Raw genomic sequence first — 23,277 nt, 5'->3', positions numbered from 1 at the left:
CCCTACTGCCGCCCTATTGGTGCGAAAACTGCATGGAAAAGAGGGTCGGAATATGATGAGGATCATGGCTGCGGCTTTAGGGCTCACCTTGGGTATGGTTTCGACGGCTTGGGCCCAGCGCGCCGAGCGTACCGTCGATCAGCCGATCGTGCGCAGCCTCAACTGGTTCTCCTATGTCGCCGCGGAGGACATTCGTGCCGCCTGCCGTCCCGGCGGAAGAAATCGCGTACGCCTCATCTACAATGCACTGTGGGAGGAGCAGGTCCGGGCCTACGAGCTGTTCCTGCAGCCGGACGGCACGGCGGGCCTGAAGATCGGCGTGCTTGCCGACCAAGCGCCGGCGACGACCGTGTCGAGCATCACTATTGGCGAGCTTGGGGACATCACTGCTCCCTGGCGCATGCGGCGCGGCCAGCGTCTGCTGACCGCCGCCCAGGCCGGCGACCTGATGGCTGCGCTTCAGGCAAGCGCGGCTTTCGGGCCGCCGCGCGATGGGCTGCGGCTACCCGACAACGATTTCTGGTGGACGGTGGCGTCATGCCGCGACGGTGTGTGGGGCTTTCAAGCGTACCACTATCCAACGGATCGCTTTGCGAACGTGAAGTTCGCTGAGAAACTGTTTTCCTTCGACAACGTTGGTGTCGCAGTCAATCGTCCGCGTATCCTCGAGCCGGCCGAGTTGCGCCGCGACCCCAATCTGCGTCCGGGACGCGAAAGGGCGGATCGGTGGATGTTGGTCGTCGGCAAGGATGGTTTGCGGGCGAGGTAGCGGAAAGGCCCGGCGTGCCTATATAATTTCAGATGTCCTAGACAGAGGTCCGATCACGACGATGATGCCTACCCGTTCTGCATATGACTGGCGCCTCGTCGGCGACCGGCTCGGCGGCCCGAATGAGCCTCCGGGCGGCCCGCCGCAGCAACCGCCGTCGCGCCGGAATGGCGGAAACGGCGATGACGATGGTGACGGAGAGAAGCGCTCCGGCGCACTGACGCTCACCCGGACGCGGACGAAGAAGCCGTCGATGTACAAGGTGCTGATGCTGAACGACGACTACACGCCGATGGAGTTCGTGATCGACGTGCTGCAGCATATTTTCCAGAAGAACCGCGAAGAGGCGACCAAGATCATGCTTCACGTCCATCAGAAGGGCGTGGGCGTGTGTGGCGTCTATACCTACGAAGTGGCCGAGACCAAGGTCACGCAGACCGTCGATTACGCGCGCAAGAACCAGCATCCGCTGCAGTGCACGTTAGAGAAAGAGTAGTAAGCCCCTTTTTTCAGTCGAGGTGGGTCTAATGTCCATGCTGTCCAAGAACCTCGAGAAGTCGCTCCACCGGGCGTTCGCCCTCGCCGGAGAGCGGCGGCACGAATACGCCACGCTCGAGCATCTGCTGCTGGCGATGACGGAAGACGAGGACGCGACGCCGGTGCTCAAGGCGTGCGGCGTCGATATCGACCGGCTGCGGCATGACCTCGAATCCTTCATCGACAACCGTCTGAAGGGCATCGTCACCCAGACGCCGAGCGAGCCGCTGCCGACCGCCGGGTTCCAGCGCGTGGTTCAGCGGGCTGCCGTGCACGTCCAGTCGTCCGGACGGAAGGAAGTGACCGGCGCGAACGTCCTGGTCGCACTGTTCTCCGAGCGCGACAGCCACGCCGTCTCGTTCCTGGAGAACCAGGGCATGTCGCGGCTCGATGCCGTGGACTACATCAGCCATGGCAAAGCCAAGGTGCCGGGTCGTGCCCGCGCCCGCCGCGTCTCGGGCTCGGAGGAAGAGAACGGCGGGGAGGCGGCTGTGAAACAGGGCAACGAAGCGCTTGCTGCATACTGTGTCGACCTCAACCAGAAGGCCCGCGAGGGCCGGGTCGATCCGCTGATCGGCCGCGAGCACGAAGTCGAGCGGACGATCCAGGTGCTCTGCCGCCGCACCAAGAACAACCCGCTCTATGTCGGCGAGCCGGGCGTCGGAAAGACTGCGATCGCCGAGGGGCTGGCGCGCAAGATCGTCGAGGGCGAGGTGCCCGAGGTGCTCAAGGAAGCGATCATCTACTCGCTCGACATGGGCGCGCTGCTGGCCGGCACGCGCTATCGCGGCGACTTCGAGGAGCGGCTCAAGGCAGTGCTGGGCGAGCTCAAGAAGAAGCCCAACTCGGTGCTGTTCATCGACGAGATCCACACGATCATCGGTGCCGGCGCCACCTCGGGCGGCTCGATGGACGCGTCGAACCTGCTGAAGCCGTCGCTGCAGTCCGGCGAGCTGCGCTGCATCGGCTCGACCACCTATAAGGAATACCGGAACTACTTCGAGAAGGACCGCGCGCTGGTCCGCCGCTTCCAGAAGATCGACGTCAACGAGCCGTCGATGAGCGATGCCATCGAGATCATGAAGGGGCTGAAGTCGGTGTACGAAAAGCACCATCATGTCAGCTACTCCGACGACGCCATCAAGGCATCGGTCGAGCTCTCGGCGCGCTACATCCACGACCGCAAGCTGCCGGACAAGGCGATCGACGTGATCGACGAGGTCGGCGCGGCGCAGATGCTGCGCAAGCCCGAGGATCGCAAGTCGACCATCGAGCTTCACGACATCGAGGAGATCGTCGCCAAGATCGCCCGCATCCCACCGAAGTCCGTGTCGAAGGACGACACCGAGCTGCTGCGCAGCATCGATCGCGACCTGAAGACCGTCGTGTTCGGGCAGGACAAGGCGATCGACCAGCTCGCCTCGGCGATCAAGCTGGCCCGCGCCGGTCTTCGTGCGCCGGAGAAGCCGATCGGATCGTATCTGCTGGCCGGTCCGACCGGCGTCGGCAAGACCGAGGTGACGCGCCAGCTCGCGCGCCTGCTCGGCCTCGAGCTGGTGCGCTTCGACATGTCGGAATACATGGAGCGCCACAGCGTCAGCCGGCTGATCGGCGCGCCGCCGGGCTATGTCGGCTTCGATCAGGGCGGGCTGCTGACCGACCAGGTCAACCAGCATCCGCATTGCATCATCCTGTTCGACGAGATCGAGAAGGCGCATCCCGACGTCTTCAACGTGCTGCTGCAGGTGATGGACTACGGCAAGCTGACCGACCACAACGGCCGGACCGTCGACTTCCGCAACGTCATCCTGTGCATGACGACCAACGCGGGCGCCGCCGATCTCGCCAAGCCGGCGCTCGGCTTCGGCCGTGAGGCCCGGCACGACGAGGACGACGACGCGATCAACCGCCTGTTCGCGCCGGAGTTCCGCAATCGGCTCGACGCGATCATCAAGTTCGCGAACCTCGGTCCCGAGAGCATGAACCGCGTGGTCGACAAGTTCGTGGCCGAGCTCGAGGTCCAGCTCGCCGACCGCAAGGTCTTCATCGAGCTCTCCGACGGGGCGCGCCGCTGGCTGGCGGAGAAGGGCTACGACCGCTTGTTCGGCGCGCGTCCGCTGGCCCGCGTCATCCAGGAGCATCTCAAGAAGCCGCTGGCCGAAGAGGTGCTGTTCGGCAAGCTCGCCAACGGCGGCGGCACGGTACGGGTCGACACGGAAGGCGAGGGCGCGGCGGCGAAGCTGGTCTTCGCCTACCTTCCGCCCGAGCCCAAGGCGCTGCCTCCGGCGAGCCAGGAACCCGTGCTGGCCGAGTAAAGGCACTCCTGCCGCCCTGCATGGCCTTGTACAGACCGCGGTGCTTGCCACCGCGGTTTCGCGGGTGGCGCTGGTGCGTGCCAGCATGGCGCATGCCGAGGGCCGCGGGCCGGCTCTGACATTTTTGTTTCAAGGAATCGTTAGCTGAAACATCCCTAACCGATGGCATGAGTTGCTGTTACAGTACGTACAGTAATCGGGTCTTGACCGGGATTTAGGACGCCTCAATGCTTCATTACCGACAGCGGCCAAAGGAAGTAATCGTTTCCCGCCAGCCGGCAGCTGACGGCACCGCAGCGATCCGGCTCGGCACCATCAGCAAGGCCAGCTTCAAGGTGGAAATAGCCGCTGAAGCCAAAGTCACGTCGGAAGAGCGCCAGGAAATAGACAGCGTGGCGGCAATTTATCGTTCCGCTGCGACGTCACACCGGCAGTGGAGCGCGCTCAAGTTTCCGGAAACGACGGGCGAGGTTCTGGAGCACTATGAATCCGGTGCGACGGAGTTCGAGAAAGATCTAATTCGGACAACAGTTGTTCGAGCAGCGCGTAAGATGCGAGTACGCGGCGCCGGCGCCGAGCCAGGCAAAGCGGAAACCCCTCCACCGCCGAAAGCAGCACAGTCGGCGGTGCCTTCGCCGGAAGCCATAGCAAGCGCTCTCTACGAGACCTTGGCACGAGATCGGCGGGCGAAAGTGGAAGGGGACCCTCGCAAGGCCCAGAAAACCCAGTTGAACGGCGAGTGGGATTTGCTCGCAGTGGCGCGCGCTTTGATGATGAAGTTGGCTTAGCAGCCGCTTCGGCTGGATACCGTCTACTGCTCGTTTTCCTTTCGGAACGGCGAATATTGCATCAGGCTCGCGATCTCCTGCTCGACCGCCGGCCTTTCCTGCTTGAGGTAGCTGTCGACGGCGCGTCGGAAGCCCGGATCGACGATCCAGTGCGCCGAGTAGGTTTTCACTGGTAGGTATCCGCGCTGGATTTTGTGGTCGCCTTGGGCGCCGGCCTCCACTCGCGCCAGCCCATGCTCGATCGCATGGTCGATCGCCTGGTAGTAGCAGGCCTCGAAATGCAGGAACGAATGGCTCTCGAGGCAACCCCAGTATCGGCCATATAGGGTGTCGTCTCCCTTGAGGTTGAGCGCGCCGCCGACCGGGCGTCCGTCCGCCTCGGCCATCACCAGCACGACCTTGTCGGCCATCGTGCAACCCAGGATGTCGAAGAAGGCCCGTGTCAGGTAGGGCGTGCCCCATTTGCGGCCACCGGTATCCATGTAAAATGCAAAGAAGGCGTCCCAGTGCGCAACCTTGATATCGTCACCGCACAGCCGGCGCACGGTCAGTCCCTCGCGCCGCACGGATTCGCGTTCCTTGCGGATCGCTTTGCGCTTGCGCGATGAGAGCGCGCGCAGGAAATCGTCGAAGCTTGTGTAGCCGTCGTTGCTCCAGTGATACTGCTGGCCCAGGCGTAGCAGCCAGCCGTGCGCGCCGAATCGCTTCCAGTCGTCCTCCGTGCAGAAGGTGGCGTGCACCGAGCTGATGTTGTTGTCGCCGGCGATCTTGGCCAGCATGTCGATCAGCGCGTCGCGCACGCCGTCGGCGTAGGGGCCGGGGCGGACGAACAGGCGCGGGCCGGGAACCGGTGTGAACGGGATCGCCGCCTGGAGCTTGGGATAGTAGCGCCCGCCGGCGCGCTCGAACGCCTGCGCCCAGCCGTGGTCGAAAATGTACTCGCCCTGGCTGTGGCTCTTCATATAGAGCGGCACGGCGCCTTGCAGGGTGCCGTCGCCCGATTCGGCCAGGAGATATTGAGGCTGCCAGCCGGTGCGGCGGCCGACCGACTTCGAATCCTCCAGCGCCTTGAGGAGCCGGTGACTCAGGAACGGGTTGCCGGCGGCGCCGGGCGCCAGGGCGCACGCATCCCATTGGGCAGCGTCGACCGCCGCAAGCGATTCGACGACGCGCAGGCCGACGGTCGGGCTGTCATCGGGCATAGAGAAAGCATAGCGCGTTTCGTGCCACGAAGTGCGGCGGCGGTGAGAAATTACTCGGCAGGTTTGTGCAGACGAGCCATGTCGTCGGCCGAGCGGTGGAGGCGCTTGCGCGCCCAGACCCCGATGCGGTCGATGTAGACCAGCACGACCGGCACGACGACCAGGGTGAGCAGGGTCGAGCTGATCAGGCCGCCGATCACCGCGTGGGCCATCGGCGCGCGCTGGCTGGCGCCTTCGCCGATGCCGAGGGCGAGCGGCATCATGCCGAAGACCATCGCCAGGGTGGTCATCAGGATGGGCCGCAACCGGATCGAACCGGCCTCGAGCAGGGCCTCGTTCACGGCCATGCCGCGGCCGCGCGCCTGGTTGAAGAAATCGACCAGCAGGATGGCGTTCTTGGTAACCAGGCCCATCAGCATGATGAAGCCGATGGCGCTGAAGATGTTGAGCGTGGAGCCGGCGATCAGCAGCCCGAGGAACACGCCGATCAGCGACATCGGCAGCGACATCATGATCGCGACCGGCTGGAGGAAGCTGCCAAACTGCGAGGCGAGGATCAGGTAGATCAGGATGACCGCGAGCAGCAGCGCCTGCCCGGCATAGCCTGCGCTTTCGTTGATGTCCTTGGTCGAGCCGCCGAACACGAAGCGGTAGCCGGGCGGCAGGGAAGTGTCGGCGAGGATCTTCTGCAGGTCGTTGCTGACCTCGCCCGTGGAGCGTCCCGAGACGTTGGCGGTGATCTGGACCTCGCGATTGAGGTCGCGTCGGTTGATCTGCGAGGCGCCGACGTCGTTCACGATGTCGGCGATCTGGGCAATGTGCACCATGCGCGGCAGGCCGTTGGACTCGGTCCCCGCGGTGAACCAGATGCGCTGGAGGTCGGCCACGCCGGTGCGGTCGTCGAGCGGCAGGCGGAGCATGACTGTGTAATTCTCGCCATCGGGCGCGCGCCACAGGCTGGTCTCGTCGCCGGCGAAAAGCGGCCGGAGCGACTGCGCGACGAGCGCCGTGCCGAGGCCGAGATCGGAGGCGGCATCGCGCCGCAGGCGTACCGACAGCATCGGCTTCGCGGCTTTCAGGTTGCGGTCGAGGTCGACGAGACCGGGCACCTCGGCCGCCCGCCGCATCACCTCGCGCGAGATCCGGTCGAGCACCGCCATGTCCCGGCCCTGCAGCGAAAGCTGGAGCTGCTTCTGCACGCCGCCGGCGGGGCCGCCGGGAATGTTGATCGAGACCAGGATGCCGGGAATGGTTGCAAGCCGGTCGCGGATCGGCTGCGCCAGCTGTTCGGGCGATCGCTTGCGGTCCTTCAGCGGCTTGAAGCGCAGGTAAAGGCTCGCCTGGTTCTTTCCGTTCGCGTACCCGGTGTTGACCGTGCCGTAGGTGTAGTCGATCTCGGGGAACTCGCGCACCGCGGCATCGACCTGCCGGAGCTTCGCCTCGGTGTAGTCGAGCGACGAGCCGACCGGCGTTTCGATCGCGACGACCTGCTCGCCGAGATCGGCCTGGGGCGCGAACTCGAAGCCGATGTATTTCGGCAGGGCGAAGCTGCCGCCGAAGGCGGCGAGCGCGATCAGCAATGTCGTCTTCGGCCAGCGCAGGGCGCCGCTCAGGATCCACCGGTAGGCCCGGGCGGCGCTCTCCTCGAACGCCCTCACCGTGCGCGCAAACCGGCTGTTGCTGTGCGCCTGCGGATCGTACCAGATCGACGACAGCATCGGGTCGAGCGTGAAGGATACGAACAGCGAGATCAGGACGGCAGCCGACACCATGATGCCGAACTGGAAGAAGAAGCGGCCGATGATACCGCCCATGAAGGCGACCGGCAGGAACACTGCGACGATGCAGAAAGTGGTGGCGAGCACCGCGAGCCCGATCTCGTCGGTGCCGTCGATGGCGGCCTGGCGATGCGTCTTGCCGAAGCCGATGTGCCGCATGATGTTCTCGCGCACCACGATGGCGTCGTCGATCAGGATGCCGATCGCCAGGCTGAGCGCCATCAATGTGAGCACGTTCAGCGTGAAGCCGAAGGCCGCCATCACCATGAACGAACCGAACACCGAGATCGGCAGGGCGAGGCCGGTGATCACCGTGCTACGCCACGAATGCAGGAAGAGGAAGACGATGGCGATGGTGAGAAAGCCGCCCTCGATCATCGTTTGCTGGACGTTGCTCACCGAGTTCTGGATGCCGCGCGAGCTGTCGCGCACGATGTCGAGCCTGACGTCGACAGGAAGCGACTTCTGGAGTTCGGCGACCGCGGCGCGCACGCCCTTGGCGACGTCGATGGTGTTGGAGCCCTGGGTCTTGACCACGTCGATGGCGAGCGCCCGGACGCCGGCCAGCATCGCGATGTTGTCGCGCTCCTGCTGTCCGTCGACGACATTGGCGACCTGGCGCAGGTAGACCGGCGCGGCGCCGCGCCGGGCGACGATCAGGTCGGCGAAATGTCCGGGCTCCGCCATTCGTCCGGTAACCTCGACGATGCGGTCGTCGTTGCCGCGCTGGACGTTGCCGGCCGGGAAGTTCTGGTTCTCGTCCCGCACCGCCGCCAGTACGTCATTGACGCCGACCCGCAGCGCCTGCATGCGGCCGGGGTCGAGCTCGATGTTGATCTGGCGCTTTACGCCGCCGGCAATGGTGGCGCGTCCGACGTCGCGTGCCGTCTGGATGCGCTTGATGATGATCTGGTCGGCGATGGTCGTGAGCTCGCGCACGCCGCGGATGTCGGACCGCACGGCGATCGACACGATCGGCTGGTCGTCCGGGTTGAGGCGTTGGATCAGCGGCTCCTTGACCTCCGGCCGGAAAGCGGAGCGCACTGTCTGCACCTTCTCGCGCACGTCCTGCATGGCGACGGCAGAGGGAATCGAAAGCTCGAACTCGGCGATGACGATCGACTGGCCTTCCAGCGATCGAGACGACAGTGTCTTGAGGCCGGCGATGGCGTTGACGCTCTCCTCGATCTTGCGGCTGATCTCGCTCTCGACCGTTTCCGGCGTCGCGCCGGGATAGTTGGTCGTCACCACCACGACCGGAAAGTCTACGTTCGGGAACTGGTCGACGCCGAGCTGGCGATAGGAGAATAGGCCCAGCACCAGCAGCGCCACCATCATCATGGTGGTGAAGACGGGATTGTCGACCGCGATCCGGGTGAGCTTCATGGCGTGCTACCGGGTGTCGGTGAGCTTCACCGCCTGCCCGGCCTTGAGCCCGGGCAGAGGAGCGGCGACGACGACCATGCCGGAGTCGAGGCCCTTCACCTCGACCAGCTCGCCACGCGACCAGGTGCGCACGGCGCCGACGGGCTTGCGCACGAGGGTGGCGTTCTCTACCGCCAGCACGAAGTCGCCGTCGTCGTCCTTGCGCATCGCCGCGGCCGGCACGGCCAGCGCGTGAGCCTTCTCCTTGACCGCGATGGCGCCCGTGCCGAACAGCCCGCCGCGCAGGCCGTCGTCGTGGTCGAGGATCTCGACATAGACGGGAATCGATCGCGAGCCTGGCTGGGCCGTCGGGCTGATGCGCGTCACCTTGCCGTTGAACGGCCGCTCGCCGAAGCCTTCGAGGCTTATGGTGGCCATCTGGCCGACCTGAAGGCGCACGACGTCTGCCGCCGGCATCTGGGCGGCGATCTCTACATGACTGGTGTCGAGCAACGCCACGATCTTGCCGTCGATCGGCAGCGATTCACCCTGGTTGGCGATGCGCTCGCCGACGATGCCGGCGAAGGGGGCGCGCACCTCGGCATCGGCGAGGTTCCTGCGCGCGACCTCGAGCTGGGCTTCCGACACCGCCACCATCGAGGTCCTGTTCTCGGCTGTCGACCGCGCCTGGTCGGCTGCCGATTGCGAAACGATGTTGCGGGCGGAAAGGGTTTCCTTGTCCGAGCGGTCGCGCGACGCCCAGCGTAGCTCGGCCCGCGCAGCGTCGACCGCCGACTGACGTTCGTTGACCTTCGCCTGGAGCTCGGCGGTTTCGAAGCGCGCGAGCAACTGGCCCTTCGTGACCTTGTCGCCTTCGCGGACCAGGACCTCGACAAGACGTCCTGCGACGCGCGCCTTGACGACGGTCTGGTTGATCGGCTGGGTCGTGCCCGTGAACCGTATGATGTCGACGAGCCCGCGCGGCTTGATCGTATGGAGTTCCTGCGGAATCAGCTCGAGCGGCCGGGAGGTCGTCACAGATCGGGAGGCGACCTGGGACGCGGGGGCACGGGTCGCCTTCCACGCGAAGGCCCCGCCGGCGAGCACAGCGGCAACGCCGACGGCTGCGATCAGAGCTCTCTTCGTGGCGGTCATGACCGTAGACCCTTGAGGATCAGATCGAGATAGGCGGCGTAGAACGCGTCGTTGGTCGGAGCCTGCTTGTCGAAGGGTGCGAGCGAGCGCAGCCACACCGAGTGCATCGCCAGCGGCTGGGCGACGACGATGGCGGTGGCGTCGATATCGGCGATCGGACGGAACTCGCCGCGCGCCACGCCGCGACGCAGGGTCTTGGCGAACAGGGCGCGGCCGCGCAGCTCGAAGGTCGAGCAGTAGAAGTGCGCGACGTCGGGAAAGTTTCCAGCCTCGGCGAGGATCAGCTTGATCACGCCGCCCAGCGGGCTCTCGGCGAAAGCACGAAACCTGACGATGAGGTCGCGCAGCAGGTCTTCGGTCGAGCCTTCGTAGCTGTCGACGAATTCGGTCGCTTTCACCAGCGGCTCGCCGATCGCCTCGGCGATCACGGCCTTGAAGAGCTCTTCCTTGTTCCTGAAGTAGAGGTAGGGGAGGCCCTTGCTGACACCGGCGGCCTTTGCGACGTCTTCGAGCTTCGTGGCGGCAAAGCCGCGCGTGACGAACAGGTCGAGCGCGGCGCGCGCGATCTCGGGGCCGCGGTCATCGGGGCGCCGGGTCCGGGTAGAACGAGGGGAATCGGGCAGATTGACTGACTGGTCAGTATCCATTTCCGCTGGATAGAGCCGAATTCTGGCAGGATCAAGCCGGACAAAAAAAGTCCGGCAGACCAGATCAGGTCGCCGGACGTCCGAAATCAGTTTCACCTTTCCATCCCCGCGAACGGGGATGCGCATTGGCTTTAATGCACGAATTCTTGAAGGTGGCCTCCGGCGGGGTCCCTGATGAGGGGCGCCCGACCGGAGGCCGAAAGGCGTTTGGTTAGAGGGGTCAGGGTCTGGAACCCTGACTTACGCCCTTACCTGATTACTGCTTCTTCTTCTTAGCAGCCTTTTTCTTAGCGACCTTTTTCTTGGCAGCCATAACTGTCTCCTATGGTTAGCTTTGAGGTCCCCAACCGCGAGGGCCCCGGGGTACGCGGGTACGCTACGCCACGCATGCTCAACTGCAGCCAGTGGTGCCGCCGCAGGTCGTGCATTTGAGGCACGTCCCGTTGCGGACCATGGTGAAGTTGCCGCATTCCGGACAGGCATCTCCTTCGAAGCCTTGCAGCTTCGCGGTGAATGCCGTTCTGGTCGCGACGCCGACGACGGCCGCTGTGGCGTTGGGCGCCGAAGCGACGGCTGGGCCGTCTGTCAGTTCGTTGGGCAGGTGGCCGGCTGCGAGCGCTTCTTCGGCGATCGCGACATTGCCGGCCGTCCGGCCGTTCAAGACGTAAAGATTGCTGCGCGTGTAGCCCGCGCCGGCGATGCGGCTCACGGCATCGGCGGCAGCCCGCGCGGCCGTGCTGCCGGAGGACGGCAGGCCGTCGGCGACCGTGCCGCGGCCCACGCCGTCGGGGCGCAGGTCCGCCTGCTCGACATGCGAGAGGTCGGTGCGGCCGGCATAGGAGATCGCGAGCTCGCGGAAGATGTAGTCGAGCACCGACGTCGACATCTTGATCGCGTCATTGCCTTCGACCAGGCCCGACGGCTCGAAGCGGGTGAAGGTATAGGCCTCGATGAACTCCTCGAGCGGCACGCCGTATTGCAGGCCGATCGAGATGGCGATGGCGAAGTTGTTCATCACGCTGCGGAAGGCCGCACCTTCCTTGTGCATGTCGATGAAGATCTCGCCGACCCTGCCGTCCTCGTACTCCCCGGTGCGCAGGTAGACCTTGTGACCACCGACGATCGCCTTCTGGGTGTAGCCCTTGCGCCGCTGCGGCAGCCGCTCGCGTCCGCGCCGCACCTCGCGCTCGACGATCCGTTCGACAATGCGTTCGGCGATCACCGGCGCACGCGCCGCAGGCGTCATCTCCACGAGGTCGTCGTTGGCGGCGCGGTCGTCGCCGATTGCCATTGCCGACAACGGTTGCGAAAGCTTGGAGCCGTCCCGATAGAGAGCATTGGCCTTCAGGCCAAGCTTCCAGGACAACTCGTAAGCCTTGCGGCAGTCTTCGACCGTTGCGGTGTTAGGCATGTTGATCGTTTTGGAGATCGCGCCTGAGATGAACGGTTGTGCTGCCGCCATCATGCGTATGTGACTCTCCGCAGACAAGCAGCGCGTGCCATCTCGTCCACAGGGATTCGCACAATCGAACACGGAAAGATGCTCGCGCTTCAGATCAGGCGCGCTTTCGATCGACATCGTCCCGCAGGCGAAGACGTTCGCGGCAGCGATGTCGCTGCGGGAGAAGCCGAGACGCGCGAGCAGGTCGAGCTCGGGATCGGCGAGCGTTGCCTCGTCGAGCGCCAGGATCCCGCGGCAGAAATCGTCACCCAGGGTGTAGCGCGAGAAGGCGGCGCGGATGTCGAACGCCGTCGGCAGCGCCTTCTCGATCCGCTGGAGCGTCGCGGCATCGAAGCCACGCGCCGCAAGCGCTTCGTGATTGATCGCAGGCGCGCCCTTCAGCGTGCCGTGACCAACCGCATGCGCCACGATGCGAGCGGCACTCTCGTCGTCGTAGCCGAGGTGTTCGAGAGCGAGTGTCACCGTCCGGTTGATGATCTTGAAGTAGCCGCCGCCGGCCAGCGTCTTGAACTTCACCAGAGCGAAGTCGGGCTCGATGCCGGTGGTGTCGCAATCCATCACCAGTCCGATCGTGCCGGTCGGCGCGATCACGGACACCTGTGCATTGCGGAAGCCGTGCTGCTCGCCGAGCTCCAGTGCCTGATTCCAGGCGTTTTTTGCTGCTGCGACGAGGGGGGCGTCGGGGCAGTTGGCGATATCGAGTGCGACCGGTGCGATGGCCAGCGCTTCGTAGCCGGCATTCTTGCCGTGCGCGGCGCGCCGATGGTTGCGGATCACCTTCAGCATTGCCGCGCGATTGGCGTCGAAGCCGGGGAAGGCGCCCATCGTCTCCGCCATTGCGGCAGAGGTGGCGTAGGCGGTACCGGTCATCACCGCGGCGATCGCCCCGGCGATGGCGCGACCGCCGACCGAGTCGTAGCCGAGCCCGCGCGCCATCAGCAACGCGCCGAGGTTGGCATAGCCCAGGCCGAGGGTACGGTAGCGGTAGGACAGCTCGGCAATCCGGCGCGACGGGTATTGCGCCATCATCACTGAGATCTCGAGCACGATGGTCCACAGGCGGCTGGCATGCTCCAGCGCCGGGACATCGACCGCGCCGTCGTCCCGGCGGAACCGCATCAGGTTCAGCGAGGCGAGATTGCAGGCCGTGTCGTCGAGGAACATGTACTCCGAGCAGGGGTTGGACGCGTTGATGCGTCCGGACTCGGGGCAGGTGTGCCAGTCGTTGATCGTCGTATCGAACTGCACGCCGGGATCTGCCGAATGCCAGGCTGCCTCGGCGATGCGCTCCCACAGGGCCTCGGCGCTGACCGTCTTCAGCGCCACGCCGGTCGTGCGGGCCGTCAGCGCCCAGTCACGGTCCGCTTCGACCGCGCGCAGGAATTCGTCCGTCACCCGCACGGTGTTGTTGGCGTTCTGCCCGGCCACCGACGCATAGGCCTCGGACTCCCAATTCAGGTCGAAGACCGGGAACTCGATGTGGCTGTAGCCTTGGCGTGCGAACTGGATGACCCGCTGAATGTAGTTCTCCGGCAGCTCGGCCCGGCGCGCGGCGGCGATCTCGCGCCGCAGCCGTGGGTTCTCCCTGGGATCGAGTCCCTCGGCGCAGGCGTCCATGATCGCGTTGAGGTGCCTGTTGGCGAGCCTGGAGCCCGCGACCAGCGCCGCGACCTTCTGCTCCTCGAGCATCTTCCAGGAGATGAACTCCTCGATGTCGGGATGGTCGACGTCGACCACGACCATCTTGGCCGCGCGCCGCGTCGTGCCGCCCGACTTGATGGCGCCGGCCGCACGATCGCCGATCTTCAGGAACGACATCAGCCCGGACGACTTTCCGCCGCCCGACAGCCGCTCGCCCGAGCCGCGGATACCGGAGAAGTTGGATCCGGTGCCCGAGCCGTACTTGAAGAGCCGCGCCTCGCGGACCCACAGGTCCATGATGCCGCCCTCGCTCACCAGCTCGTCGGACACGCCCTGGATGAAGCAGGCGTGCGGCTGCGGCCGCTCGTATGCAGACTCCGATGGATGGGACGCGCCGTCGCGATGGTCGACATACCAGTGGCCCTGGCCCGGCCCATCGATGCCGTAAGCCCAGTGCAGGCCGGTGTTGAACCACTGCGGCGAATTGGGCGCAGCCATCTGCGCTGCCAGCATGAAGCAATGCTCGTCGTAGAAGGTGAGGGCGTCGCCTTCGCTGTCGAAGTAGCCGCCCTTCCAACCCCAGTAGGTCCAGGCGCCGGCCATGCGATGGAAGACGTCGCGCGCGCTGGCCTCGCCGCCGAAGCGCCGGTCGGCCGGCAGCGCGGCAAGCGCATCTTCGTCCGGCACCGAACGCCACAGCCATTCGGGCGTATCGGCCTCGGCAACCTTCTTTAGGAGCCGTGCGACGCCGGCGCGCCGGAAATATTTTTGCGCGATCACATCCGTCGCGACCTGAGACCACGCCGCCGGCACCTCGATGCCGCGATGCTGGAAGATGATCGTGCCGTCGGGATTGCGGATTTCCGAATCGCCAGTACGGAAAGCCATCCCTTCGAATGGTGATCTTCCTGCTCGCGTAAACCGGCGCTCCAAGCGCATCATCGGACCCCCGTGCCCAGTTCCCGTTATCTCGTTCGATCGTGGGGTGCTCTCACTCGATGCTGAGCACGCAGATATAGGCACACGATGATACTAAATTACAAAATCTTGTGTGCGCAACTATATTTTGTAGAGCAAGCTGTTGATGGCACTACATGATGCAAAGTGGCAACACAGTGTCGAATCACGGTACAGCGAATGATCCGCGCACCGTCATCGATGCGTCGCGTTGCCAGCCAGCAGACGCCCGCGTACAAGCGGCGCGAGACATTTTTCGAGAGTGAGTGAATGACGTTCGGCACCTGGCTCTTCACCAAGATGCGCGGCGAACTCGTCGGCAGCGACGCACAAGGCAATCGCTACTTTCAGGACAAGCGCCCCGTCGAAGGGCAGCGCCGCAAGCGCTGGGTCATGTACAACGGCGACGTGGAAGCCTCGCGCGTGCCGCCGGACTGGCACGGCTGGCTGCATCACACGACCGACGCGCCGCCGCCCGCCGGCGGTCTGCCGCGCAAGACCTGGCAGAAGGATCACGTGCGCAACCTCAGCGGCACCGACCTCGCCTACCGGCCACCGGGCTCGACCCTCGTGACCAGCCCTGACAAACCCAAGCCGCCCTACGAGGCGTGGCGTCCGGGTTGAGCGCCGCGCGGTAGGGGAGAAGCGCGTGGGTCGCAGTGTCGTCGAGACGATCGTTGGAGCCTTGGTGCTGGTGGTGGCCGGCGTCTTTGTCTTCTATGCCTTCGCCAAGTCGGATCGGGGCGGGGCGGACGGCTACGAGATCACTGCCCGGTTCGGGCGCATCGATGGGCTGAAGCGCGGTGCCGATGTCACCTTGAGCGGCGTGAAGATCGGCACCGTCACCTCGGTCGATCTCGACCGCAAGACCTATCAGGCCGTCGTCCACATGGCGGTGACCTCGAGCGTGCAGGTTCCCGTCGACACCAATGCCAAGATCGTCAGCGAATCGCTGCTCGGCGGCATGGTGATCGTGCTCGATCCCGGCGGCGACAAGACGATGATCCAACCCGGTGGCGAAGTCGCCAACACGCAGGACGCCATTTCCATCACCGAACTGATCGCCAAGTTCATGTTCAGCGGCACGGGGTCGAAGTGATGAATGCACAGGTTCCCAAAGCGCCACCGGTATGGCGGCAGTCCGACGGCAAGCCGGTGTCCTGCCTCGAAAAGATCAAAGTGCTGAACCAGAACATCGAGGAAATAGAGGGCCTCTGCGCCGATGCGCTGGAGGACGGAGTCCTGATGGGATGCGACGCACAGCAGATCAAGGCGGCCTTGCACGAGTTGATCGACGCCCTGGCGGTTCCGCACGCGACAGAGAAGTGATGCGGCTGGGAGCGCGGCTCTCCAGAGCCGATCATGGGATGCGATTGACCGAAGGAAGAGCGGCTCTGGAGAGCCGCGCTCCCAGCAGAGTTGCATTGGCCTTTCTGGCACTGCTCGTCTGGCTTGGCCCCGCGACCGCGCAGCAACAGCAGCCCCTGCCGCCCCCGCGCAACGACAATCCCGCGACCTTGCGCGGCATCCCCGATGGGCCGGGCCGGCGCGTCGCCGAGCTTCAGGGCCTCGACAAGGTGACGGCGCGCACCCAGCGCTTCTACGCGCCGGTCGGCCAGGCTACACGCTTCGGCACGCTCGATATCAATGTCGGTGACTGCCTGGTGAACACGCCGGACGCGCCGCCTGAATCGGCGGCCTATCTCACCATCGTCGACCATAAGCCCGGCCAGCCCGAGCAGAAGCTGTTTGCTGGCTGGATGTTCGCCTCGACGCCGGCGCTGTCGGCGCTCGACGACGGCGTCTACGACGTGCGCGTGCTCGCCTGCACGATGGCAACCGGATCCTCGCCGCCCAGCTCGCGCTGAAAATTTGCGGTCCGGTCGACCGCGTCGGCGAGCTTCGTCCGGAACTCATCGCGCGGCACCTCGATCGCGCCGAAGCTGCGCAGGTGATCGGTCATGAACTGGCAGTCGAGCAGGCGAAAGCCGCCCTTGATCAGCCGCGCCATGAGATGGACCAACGCGACCTTGGACGCATCGCGCTGGCGGCTGAACATGCTCTCGCCAAAGAAGGCCGCGCCCACCGAGACGCCATAGAGGCCGCCGACCAATAGGCCATCGTGCCGGCATTCGACGCTGTGCGCATGGCCGCGTGCGAATAACTCGCTGTAGAGTGCCAGGATCGGTTCGTTGATCCAGCTTTCGGGATGGCCAGGTCGCGGTTCGGCGCAGGCGCGCATCACCCCGGTGAAATCCGTGTCGGCGCTGACTTCGAAGGTGCCCTGACGTACGGTACGCGCGAGACGCCTGGGCAGATGGAAGCCGTCGAGCGGCAGCACCGCGCGCAGCCGGGGGTCGAGCCAGTAGAGCTTGGGGTCGTCGCGGCGCTCGCCCATCGGGAAGACGCCGATGCGATAGGCCTGCAGCAGCAGCTCGGGCGTGATCTCGAGCATGCCGTCCTTATTTCTTCAGGCCGACCAGCTTCTCCAGCCAGTGAATGTTGTAGTCGCCGTCGATGAATTCCTGCTGCTGGATGATCTCCTGGTGCAGCGGGATGGTGGTCTCGATGCCGCCGATCACGAACTCCTCGAGCGAGCGCCGCAGCCGCATCAGGCATTCGTTGCGGCTTGGGCCGCTGACGATCAGCTTCGCGACCATCGAATCGTAGAACGGCGGGATCGAGTAGCCGCCGTAGAGGCCCGAATCGACGCGAACGCCGAGGCCGCCGGGCGGATGATACTCGACCACCTTGCCGGGCGAGGGCACGAAGGTCCGCGGGTTCTCGGCGTTGATGCGGCACTCGATGGCATGGCCGTGGATGGCGATGTCCTCCTGGCGCAGCAAGAGCGATCCGCCGGCAGCGATGCGGATCTGCTCGCGTACAAGGTCGATGCCAGTTACCGCCTCGGTGATCGGGTGCTCGACCTGCAGGCGGGTGTTCATCTCGATGAAGTAGAACTCGCCATCCTGGAACAGGAACTCCATCGTGCCGGCGCCGCGATACTCGAGCTTGCGAACCGCGGCAGCGGCGAGCTCGCCGATGCGCGCGCGCTGCTCGGCATTGAGAGCGGGCGAGGGGGCTTCCTCGAGCACCTTCTGGTGACGGCGCTGCAGCGAGCAGTCGCGCTCGCCGAGATGCACGCCCGCGCCGCGGCCGTCGCCCAGAACCTGGATCTCGATATGGCGCGGCCGGCCGAGGTACTTCTCGACATAGACGGAGTCGTTGCTGAAGGCGGCCTTCGCTTCGGCGCGTGCCAGCGAAAACGCCTCCGACGCCCCCTCCGGCGCCTCGACGACCTTCATGCCGCGTCCGCCCCCGCCCGCGACCGCCTTGATCAGCACCGGCCAGCCGATCTTTTCGCCCAGCGCCAGGATCTCTTCGACCGACCCGACCGGACCGGGAGAACCCGGCACCAGCGGCAGGCCGAGGTCGTGCGCGGTCTGCTTGGCGACGATCTTGTCGCCCATCATGCGGATATGCTCCGCCGTCGGTCCGATGAAGGTGAAGCCATGCGCTTCGACCGCGTCGGCGAAGCGCGCATTCTCGGACAGGAAGCCGTAGCCGGGATGGATCGCGTCGACGCCGGTTATGGTGGCGGCCGACAGGATGGCGGGAATGTTGAGGTAGCTGTCGCGGGCCGGCGGCGGGCCGATGCAGACCGACACGTCGGCCAGGCGCACATGCATGGCGTCGCTGTCGGCCGTCGAATGCACCGCCACGGTCTGGATGCCCATCTCGCGGCAAGCGCGATGAATGCGGAGCGCGATCTCGCCCCGATTGGCGATCAGGATCTTGTCGAACATTATTCGATGATCATCAGGACTTCGGCGAACTCCACCGGCCGCGCATTCTCGACCAGGACCTGGGTGACCACACCGGCCTTGGGGGCCTTGATCGGATTGAAGGTCTTCATCGCCTCGATGATCAGCAGCGTCTGTCCGGCCGTGACCTTGTCGCCGACGTGGACGAATACAGGCTTGCCGGGCTCCGGTGAAAGGTATGCCGTGCCGACCATCGGCGATTTGACGGCGCCGGGATGCTTGCCGAGATCGCCGGATGCGGGAGCCACGGCGCCAGCAGGCCCAGCCATCGCCGGGCCGGTTTGAGCAACCATGGGGGGTGCCATCGTGAACTGCGCCGGACCTGCCACGGTCGCCCGCGCAACGCGAATCTTGCGCTCGCCGTCGGCCAGCTCGATCTCGCCGAGGTCTGTTTCCTCGAGGATGGCCGCCAGCTTACGGATGAAATCCGTATCCATCTCGAACTTGGCCATGGACGAACGCTCCCGAATGAGGCTTCAGCGTGCCAGCAGGCGCGCCAGCGCCTGTAAAGCCAGAAGGTAACCCTGGCTTCCCAACCCCGCGATCACGCCGACAGCGGCGGGACTTATATAGGAGTGGTGGCGGAAGGCTTCACGCTTGTAGATATTGGAAAGATGCACTTCCACCGTCGGCAGCTCGGCGGCGTTCAGCGCGTCGAGCAGGGCGACGGAGGTATGGGTATAGGCCCCGGCGTTGATCACGATGGCGCTGTTCTGCTCGCGGGCAGCCTGGATCCGGTCGACCAGCGCCCCCTCGTGGTTGCTCTGGAAGAATTCCACCGCGAGGACGAGGCGCGCGGCTTCGTCCCGGCACGCCCTCTCGACGTCTGCCAGGGTTTCCCGGCCGTAGATTTCCGGTTGCCGCTTGCCCAGCATGTTCAGATTGGGCCCGTTGATCACCAGCACCGGCTTGTTCTGTTCGGCCGATGGGCGCCGGGCGGCCTTTGCGGCCAAAACTGCCTCCATGTTGTGTGTCCGCGGCCTTATAGCAGCAATTAGCGGCTTTGGCGCAAGGCCTGCGCGTGGATGAAAAGCCGATCGCTCAGCCCGTCGAACTTGTGCCGCTCCTCGGTGCTGAGCGCTTCGTACAGCCGTTGCTCGTATTCCAGCGCCAGCGGGACGATCCGCGCATGCATCGCTCGCCCCTTGGCGCTCAGCTCGAGAGAGGCGCGGCGCCGATCCCGGTGATCGGTCGCCCGTTCGACCAGCCCGCGCTTCATCAGGCCAGCGACTGCCCGGCTGACGGCCACCTTGTCCATGACGATGCGCTGACCCACATCTGAGGCCGTCAGCGGCGCGAAGCGGCCGAGCGCCGCCATGACCCGCCACTGCGTGACGGTGAGATCGAACGGCCCGGCATAGAGGTCGTGCAGCGATTCACTCACGACCTGGGCCAGCACGGACAGCCGGTAAGGGAGAAAATTCTCCAGCTCGAGTGTTCGCAATTGGGCTTGCAAAGGCTTCGGCATAATAGTTACATATGAAACTAATTCGACTTGGAGGTCAATCATGGCAAGTGTCAGCGACCCCAAACTGCTCGAGCCCGACCCCATCAATCCGATGGGCACTGACGGCTTCGAATTCGTCGAATACACCGCGCCCGAGCCCGAGGCGCTTGGCCGCCTGTTCGAGACCATGGGTTTCATGAAGGTGGCGCGTCACCGCTCGAAGGACGTTTCTCTGTTCCGCCAGGGCGACGTGAACTTCATCGTCAACGGTGAGAAGGAGAGCTTCGCGCAGGGTTTCGCCCGCGTGCACGGCCCCAGTGTCTGCGCCATCGCCTTCCGGGTGAAGAACGCCGCCTTCGCCTACAAGCGCGCCTTGTCGCTCGGCGCCTGGGGCGTGGAGAACAAGGTCGGGCCGATGGAACTCAACATCCCGGCGATCAAGGGCATCGGCGATTCGCTGATCTACCTGGTCGACCGATACGGCGAGCGCGGCAGCATCTACGATGTCGATTTCGAGTTCCTGCCGGGCGTCGATCGCCATCCGAAGGGCGTCGGGCTCACCGGCATCGATCACCTGACCCACAACGTGCATCGCGGCCGCATGGCCGAATGGTCGGACTTCTACGAGCGCCTCTTCAATTTCCGCGAGATCCGCTACTTCGACATAGAAGGCAAGCTGACCGGCTTGAAGTCCAAGGCGATGACCAGCCCGTGTGGCAAGATCCGCATCCCGATCAACGAGAGTTCCGACGACAAATCGCAGATCCAGGAATATCTCTCGGCCTATCATGGCGAGGGGATCCAACACATCGCGCTCGCCACGGCCGACATCTACGAGGCGGTGGAGACGCTCAAGACCAAGGGCGTGCCGTTCCAGGACGTGCCGGACACCTACTACGAACAGGTCGATGCGCGCCTGCCGGGCCATGGCGAGGACCTGAAGCGGATGGCTGACGATCGCATCCTGGTCGACGGCGCACCGACCAAGGGCGGCGGGTTGCTGCTGCAGATCTTCACTCAGACGGTGATCGGCCCGATCTTCTTCGAGATCATCCAGCGCCGCGGCAACGATGGCTTCGGCGAGGGCAACTTCCGCGCCCTGTTCGAATCGATCGAGCTCGACCAGATCCGGCGAGGGGTGCTGAAGGGATAGCGTCATATTTCTCCCCGCGCTGCGCGGAGGGAGGAAGGGTTTCAAAGGAGGAAGCAAGATGGCCAAGAACTGGATTCCCCTCCGTCAGGTCGAGGGAACGGCCTCGCGTCAGGCGCATGTCCGCCTCCCCGAAGGCACCTACGAACGCGAGATCAGCAAGGAGGGCTTCTTCGGGCCCTCGGCGCAGTTCCATCACAGGCACAAGCCGACCGACTGGGTCGAGTTCGACGGCCCGATCCGGCCGCGCGCGCTCGACCTCAGCAAGCTCGCGACGGCGCAGCCGAGCCCGTGGCAGGCCGAGCGGGTAATGGACAATCCGCACCTCCAGATGCGCATCTGGAAGCTCGACCGGCCGATGACCGAGCTGGCGCGCAACAGCGACGGCGACCAGCTCCTGTTCATCCACGAGGGGGCGGGCGAGCTGTTCTGCGACTACGGCCGGCTGGAGTACCGCGACGGCGACTATCTCGTGATTCCGCGCGGCACGATGTGGCGGCTGTCGCCGAGCCAGTCGACGACATCGCTGATGGTCGAGGCGACCAACGAGCACTTCACCTTGCCGGAGAAGGGCATCATCGGCCGGCACGCGATCTTCGATCCGGCGATGCTCGACACGCCGCATATCGACGACGCGTTCAAGGCGCAGCAGAACGAGCGCCCCTGGAAGGTTTCGGTCAAGCGGCGCAATACGCTGTCGACGGTGACCTTCCCGTTCAATCCGCTCGATGTCGTAGGCTGGCACGGCGATCTCAGCGTCGTGCGTATCAACTGGCGCGACCTGCGGCCGGTGATGAGCCACCGCGCGCATCTGCCGCCGTCGGCGCATACCACCTTCGTGGCGGGGCGCTTCGTCGTCTGCACCTTCGTGCCGCGGCCGTTCGAGAGCGATCCGGAGGCACTGAAGCTGCCGTTCTTCCACAACAACGACGACTTCGAGGAGATCATCTTCTATCACAAGGGCAGCTTCTTCAGCCGCGACAACATCCATCCCGGCATGATGACGGTGCATCCCTCGGGCTTCACGCACGGCCCGCATCCCAAGGCGTTCAATGCCGCGACCAAGGGCGGCAGGACCGAGACCGACGAGGTCGCCGTCATGATCGACACGCGCGACGCGATCGACATCGCCGCCATGCCGGCCGGCGTCGAGTTCGAGGGCTACGTGAAGTCGTGGCGTCCGGTCGAGCTGAAGCAGGCGGCCGAGTAATGAAGCTCGCATCGCTAAAAGAAGGCGGCCGCGACGGCACGCTGGTCGTCGTCGATCGTGCGCTGAAGCGGGCGGTCCGCGCTACCGGCATCGTGCCCACGCTGCAGAAGGCGATCGAGGACTGGGTCAACGTCGCGCCCAAGCTCATGGATCTCTCCGAGCGGCTGCGCGACGACAAGGCGCCGGGCTCATTCGAGCTCGATACCGGCGCGCTCGCCGCGCCTTTACCGCGCGCCTATCAGTGGGCCGACGGGTCGGCCTACGTCGTCCACGTCGAGCTGGTCCGTAAGGCGCGCGGCGTCGAGATGCCGCCCAGCTTCTGGACCGATCCGCTGATGTACCAGGGCGGCTCGGACTCCTTCGTCGGCTGCAACGACGAGATCGAGGTGGCCGACGAGGCGTGGGGCATCGACTTCGAGGGCGAGATCGGCGTGATCGTCGACGATGTGCCGATGGGCGTCTCGCCCGAGGCGGCGCGCAAGCACATCAAGCTGGTCACCATCCTGAACGATGTCTCGCTGCGCAACGTGATCGTCGGCGAGCTGGCCAAGGGCTTCGGCTTCTTCCACGGCAAGCCGGCGACGGCCTTCGCGCCGGTTGCGGTCACGCCCGACGAGTTGGGCGAGGCCTGGGACGGCGCAAAGCTGAACCTGCCGCTGATCTCGACCTTCAACGGCAAGGAGTTCGGCCATCCCAACGCGGCGACCGATCTCACCTTCGACTTCGGCCAGCTGATCGCCCACGCCGCGAAGACCCGATTCCTGGAGGCGGGCACGGTGGTCGGCTCCGGCACCGTCGCCAATCGCGATCCTTCGGTCGGCTGTTCCTGCATCGCTGAGCGCCGTGTGCGCGAAACGATCGAAAGCGGGAAACCCACCACGCCGTTCATGAAATTCGGCGACCACATCCGCATCGAGATGCTCGACCGCGCCGGCCGCTCGATCTTCGGCGCAATCGACCAGAAGGTCGTGAAGTACGACCCGCCCTGAGGGGAGGTGCCCCGCAGGGGCGGAGGGGTCATGGACCGCAC

21 protein-coding genes are annotated in these 23,277 nt (G+C 65.2%); 11 read left to right on the top strand and 10 right to left on the bottom strand.

What is annotated here, in order from left to right; genetic code table 11:
• The first annotated feature begins 52 nt into the window (after window positions 1–52).
• The 4 genes from ACQY8M_RS27685 to ACQY8M_RS27670 all read left to right on the top strand — a co-directional run bounded on the left by ACQY8M_RS27685 (window position 53) and on the right by ACQY8M_RS27670 (window position 4,409).
• A complete protein-coding gene (locus ACQY8M_RS27685; RefSeq protein WP_428662604.1) occupies window positions 53–769 on the top strand; it encodes a hypothetical protein in 717 nt (238 codons plus the stop codon).
• A gap of 61 nt (window positions 770–830) precedes the next feature.
• Window positions 831–1,265 carry an ATP-dependent Clp protease adapter ClpS gene (gene clpS / locus ACQY8M_RS27680; protein ID WP_428662601.1) on the top strand — a complete coding sequence of 145 codons (435 nt, stop codon included), beginning with the start codon at window positions 831–833 and terminating at the stop codon, window positions 1,263–1,265.
• A 31-nt stretch (window positions 1,266–1,296) separates the two neighbouring features.
• Window positions 1,297–3,621 (top strand): ATP-dependent Clp protease ATP-binding subunit ClpA, encoded by a 2,325-nt coding sequence (clpA, locus tag ACQY8M_RS27675; RefSeq protein ID WP_428662598.1) that lies wholly within the window; start codon window positions 1,297–1,299, stop codon window positions 3,619–3,621.
• Between the two features lie 227 nt (window positions 3,622–3,848).
• Window positions 3,849–4,409: a hypothetical protein gene (locus ACQY8M_RS27670; RefSeq protein ID WP_428662596.1), complete on the top strand. Its 561-nt coding sequence runs from the start codon at window positions 3,849–3,851 to the stop codon at window positions 4,407–4,409.
• Between the two features lie 23 nt (window positions 4,410–4,432).
• On the opposite strand, the gene ACQY8M_RS27665 is transcribed toward ACQY8M_RS27670, so the two are convergent.
• The 5 genes from ACQY8M_RS27665 to ACQY8M_RS27645 all read right to left on the bottom strand — a co-directional run bounded on the left by ACQY8M_RS27665 (window position 4,433) and on the right by ACQY8M_RS27645 (window position 14,598).
• Complete coding sequence (locus ACQY8M_RS27665) at window positions 4,433–5,611, bottom strand: GNAT family N-acetyltransferase (protein WP_428662593.1); 1,179 nt, start codon at window positions 5,609–5,611, stop codon at window positions 4,433–4,435.
• 50 nt (window positions 5,612–5,661) lie between these two features.
• The gene (locus tag ACQY8M_RS27660) at window positions 5,662–8,775 is read right to left on the bottom strand and encodes an efflux RND transporter permease subunit (RefSeq protein WP_428662590.1); all 3,114 of its coding nucleotides are present in this window, start codon (window positions 8,773–8,775) and stop codon (window positions 5,662–5,664) included.
• Window positions 8,776–8,781: 6 nt separating this feature from the next.
• Window positions 8,782–9,909 (bottom strand): efflux RND transporter periplasmic adaptor subunit, encoded by a 1,128-nt coding sequence (locus ACQY8M_RS27655; RefSeq protein WP_428662587.1) that lies wholly within the window; start codon window positions 9,907–9,909, stop codon window positions 8,782–8,784.
• Complete coding sequence (locus tag ACQY8M_RS27650) at window positions 9,906–10,556, bottom strand: TetR/AcrR family transcriptional regulator (RefSeq protein ID WP_428662584.1); 651 nt, start codon at window positions 10,554–10,556, stop codon at window positions 9,906–9,908. The genes ACQY8M_RS27655 and ACQY8M_RS27650 overlap by 4 nt, the downstream gene beginning before the upstream one ends.
• A gap of 391 nt (window positions 10,557–10,947) precedes the next feature.
• The gene (locus ACQY8M_RS27645; protein WP_428675509.1) at window positions 10,948–14,598 is read right to left on the bottom strand and encodes a vitamin B12-dependent ribonucleotide reductase; all 3,651 of its coding nucleotides are present in this window, start codon (window positions 14,596–14,598) and stop codon (window positions 10,948–10,950) included.
• Between the two features lie 288 nt (window positions 14,599–14,886).
• Here ACQY8M_RS27645 and ACQY8M_RS27640 point away from each other — a divergent pair, with 288 nt between their 5' ends.
• From ACQY8M_RS27640 to ACQY8M_RS27625, 4 genes are all read left to right on the top strand, one after another.
• Window positions 14,887–15,240, top strand: coding sequence for an NADH:ubiquinone oxidoreductase subunit NDUFA12 (locus tag ACQY8M_RS27640; RefSeq protein ID WP_428662581.1), 354 nt, complete (start codon window positions 14,887–14,889; stop codon window positions 15,238–15,240).
• A 25-nt stretch (window positions 15,241–15,265) separates the two neighbouring features.
• Window positions 15,266–15,715: an outer membrane lipid asymmetry maintenance protein MlaD gene (mlaD, locus tag ACQY8M_RS27635; protein WP_428662578.1), complete on the top strand. Its 450-nt coding sequence runs from the start codon at window positions 15,266–15,268 to the stop codon at window positions 15,713–15,715.
• Window positions 15,715–15,945 carry a hypothetical protein gene (locus ACQY8M_RS27630; RefSeq protein ID WP_428662576.1) on the top strand — a complete coding sequence of 77 codons (231 nt, stop codon included), beginning with the start codon at window positions 15,715–15,717 and terminating at the stop codon, window positions 15,943–15,945. The genes mlaD and ACQY8M_RS27630 overlap by 1 nt, the downstream gene beginning before the upstream one ends.
• A 95-nt stretch (window positions 15,946–16,040) precedes the next feature.
• Window positions 16,041–16,484 carry a DUF2155 domain-containing protein gene (locus ACQY8M_RS27625; RefSeq protein WP_428662573.1) on the top strand — a complete coding sequence of 148 codons (444 nt, stop codon included), beginning with the start codon at window positions 16,041–16,043 and terminating at the stop codon, window positions 16,482–16,484.
• On the opposite strand, the gene aat is transcribed toward ACQY8M_RS27625, so the two are convergent.
• The 5 genes from aat to ACQY8M_RS27600 form a co-directional block, all read right to left on the bottom strand.
• Entirely contained in the window at window positions 16,421–17,071 is a 651-nt protein-coding gene (aat, locus tag ACQY8M_RS27620) for a leucyl/phenylalanyl-tRNA--protein transferase (RefSeq protein WP_428662570.1), read from the bottom strand. The genes ACQY8M_RS27625 and aat overlap by 64 nt on opposite strands.
• Before the next feature lie 7 nt (window positions 17,072–17,078).
• Window positions 17,079–18,422 carry an acetyl-CoA carboxylase biotin carboxylase subunit gene (gene accC / locus ACQY8M_RS27615; RefSeq protein ID WP_428662567.1) on the bottom strand — a complete coding sequence of 448 codons (1,344 nt, stop codon included), beginning with the start codon at window positions 18,420–18,422 and terminating at the stop codon, window positions 17,079–17,081.
• The gene (accB, locus tag ACQY8M_RS27610; RefSeq protein ID WP_428662564.1) at window positions 18,422–18,892 is read right to left on the bottom strand and encodes an acetyl-CoA carboxylase biotin carboxyl carrier protein; all 471 of its coding nucleotides are present in this window, start codon (window positions 18,890–18,892) and stop codon (window positions 18,422–18,424) included. Before accB ends, accC begins: the two co-directional genes overlap by 1 nt.
• 24 nt (window positions 18,893–18,916) lie before the next feature.
• A complete protein-coding gene (gene aroQ, locus ACQY8M_RS27605) occupies window positions 18,917–19,315 on the bottom strand; it encodes a type II 3-dehydroquinate dehydratase (RefSeq protein WP_428675507.1) in 399 nt (132 codons plus the stop codon).
• Between the two features lie 119 nt (window positions 19,316–19,434).
• Complete coding sequence (locus tag ACQY8M_RS27600; RefSeq protein ID WP_428662561.1) at window positions 19,435–19,884, bottom strand: MarR family winged helix-turn-helix transcriptional regulator; 450 nt, start codon at window positions 19,882–19,884, stop codon at window positions 19,435–19,437.
• Window positions 19,885–19,948: 64 nt separating this feature from the next.
• On the opposite strand from ACQY8M_RS27600, the gene hppD reads away from it, so the two are divergent.
• Genes hppD through ACQY8M_RS27585 form a run of 3 tightly spaced genes read left to right on the top strand, consistent with a single transcriptional unit; the run spans window position 19,949 to window position 23,236 of the window.
• Window positions 19,949–21,040, top strand: coding sequence for a 4-hydroxyphenylpyruvate dioxygenase (hppD, locus tag ACQY8M_RS27595; protein WP_428662558.1), 1,092 nt, complete (start codon window positions 19,949–19,951; stop codon window positions 21,038–21,040).
• A gap of 58 nt (window positions 21,041–21,098) precedes the next feature.
• Entirely contained in the window at window positions 21,099–22,247 is a 1,149-nt protein-coding gene (locus ACQY8M_RS27590) for a homogentisate 1,2-dioxygenase (protein WP_428662555.1), read from the top strand.
• Complete coding sequence (locus ACQY8M_RS27585) at window positions 22,247–23,236, top strand: fumarylacetoacetate hydrolase family protein (protein ID WP_428662552.1); 990 nt, start codon at window positions 22,247–22,249, stop codon at window positions 23,234–23,236. The genes ACQY8M_RS27590 and ACQY8M_RS27585 overlap by 1 nt, the downstream gene beginning before the upstream one ends.
• The last annotated feature ends 41 nt before the right edge of the window (window positions 23,237–23,277 follow it).

Origin of the sequence: Reyranella sp. (genome assembly GCF_965279465.1) — a bacterium.
Lineage (GTDB): Bacteria > Pseudomonadota > Alphaproteobacteria > Reyranellales > Reyranellaceae > Reyranella.
The sequence above is the reverse complement of the archived record's forward strand: the minus strand, read 5'-3'. Positions and strand labels throughout refer to the sequence as shown.

Excerpts from the sequence above, each read along its gene's own strand:
- aat (WP_428662570.1), bottom strand. The coding sequence starts at position 17,071 with ATGCTCGAGATCACGCCCGAGCTGCTGCTGCAGGCCTATCGCATCGGC.
- ACQY8M_RS27590 (WP_428662555.1), top strand. The coding sequence starts at position 21,099 with ATGGCCAAGAACTGGATTCCCCTCCGTCAGGTCGAGGGAACGGCCTCG.
- ACQY8M_RS27585 (WP_428662552.1), top strand. The coding sequence starts at position 22,247 with ATGAAGCTCGCATCGCTAAAAGAAGGCGGCCGCGACGGCACGCTGGTC.
- hppD (WP_428662558.1), top strand. The coding sequence starts at position 19,949 with ATGGCAAGTGTCAGCGACCCCAAACTGCTCGAGCCCGACCCCATCAAT.
- ACQY8M_RS27640 (WP_428662581.1), top strand. The coding sequence starts at position 14,887 with ATGACGTTCGGCACCTGGCTCTTCACCAAGATGCGCGGCGAACTCGTC.
- ACQY8M_RS27655 (WP_428662587.1), bottom strand. The coding sequence starts at position 9,909 with ATGACCGCCACGAAGAGAGCTCTGATCGCAGCCGTCGGCGTTGCCGCT.
- ACQY8M_RS27650 (WP_428662584.1), bottom strand. The coding sequence starts at position 10,556 with ATGGATACTGACCAGTCAGTCAATCTGCCCGATTCCCCTCGTTCTACC.
- accC (WP_428662567.1), bottom strand. The coding sequence starts at position 18,422 with ATGTTCGACAAGATCCTGATCGCCAATCGGGGCGAGATCGCGCTCCGC.
- clpA (WP_428662598.1), top strand. The coding sequence starts at position 1,297 with ATGTCCATGCTGTCCAAGAACCTCGAGAAGTCGCTCCACCGGGCGTTC.
- ACQY8M_RS27660 (WP_428662590.1), bottom strand. The coding sequence starts at position 8,775 with ATGAAGCTCACCCGGATCGCGGTCGACAATCCCGTCTTCACCACCATG.
- accB (WP_428662564.1), bottom strand. The coding sequence starts at position 18,892 with ATGGCCAAGTTCGAGATGGATACGGATTTCATCCGTAAGCTGGCGGCC.
- clpS (WP_428662601.1), top strand. The coding sequence starts at position 831 with ATGATGCCTACCCGTTCTGCATATGACTGGCGCCTCGTCGGCGACCGG.
- ACQY8M_RS27645 (WP_428675509.1), bottom strand. The coding sequence starts at position 14,598 with ATGCGCTTGGAGCGCCGGTTTACGCGAGCAGGAAGATCACCATTCGAA.
- ACQY8M_RS27670 (WP_428662596.1), top strand. The coding sequence starts at position 3,849 with ATGCTTCATTACCGACAGCGGCCAAAGGAAGTAATCGTTTCCCGCCAG.
- aroQ (WP_428675507.1), bottom strand. The coding sequence starts at position 19,315 with ATGCTGGGCAAGCGGCAACCGGAAATCTACGGCCGGGAAACCCTGGCA.
- ACQY8M_RS27685 (WP_428662604.1), top strand. The coding sequence starts at position 53 with ATGATGAGGATCATGGCTGCGGCTTTAGGGCTCACCTTGGGTATGGTT.
- ACQY8M_RS27665 (WP_428662593.1), bottom strand. The coding sequence starts at position 5,611 with ATGCCCGATGACAGCCCGACCGTCGGCCTGCGCGTCGTCGAATCGCTT.
- ACQY8M_RS27630 (WP_428662576.1), top strand. The coding sequence starts at position 15,715 with ATGAATGCACAGGTTCCCAAAGCGCCACCGGTATGGCGGCAGTCCGAC.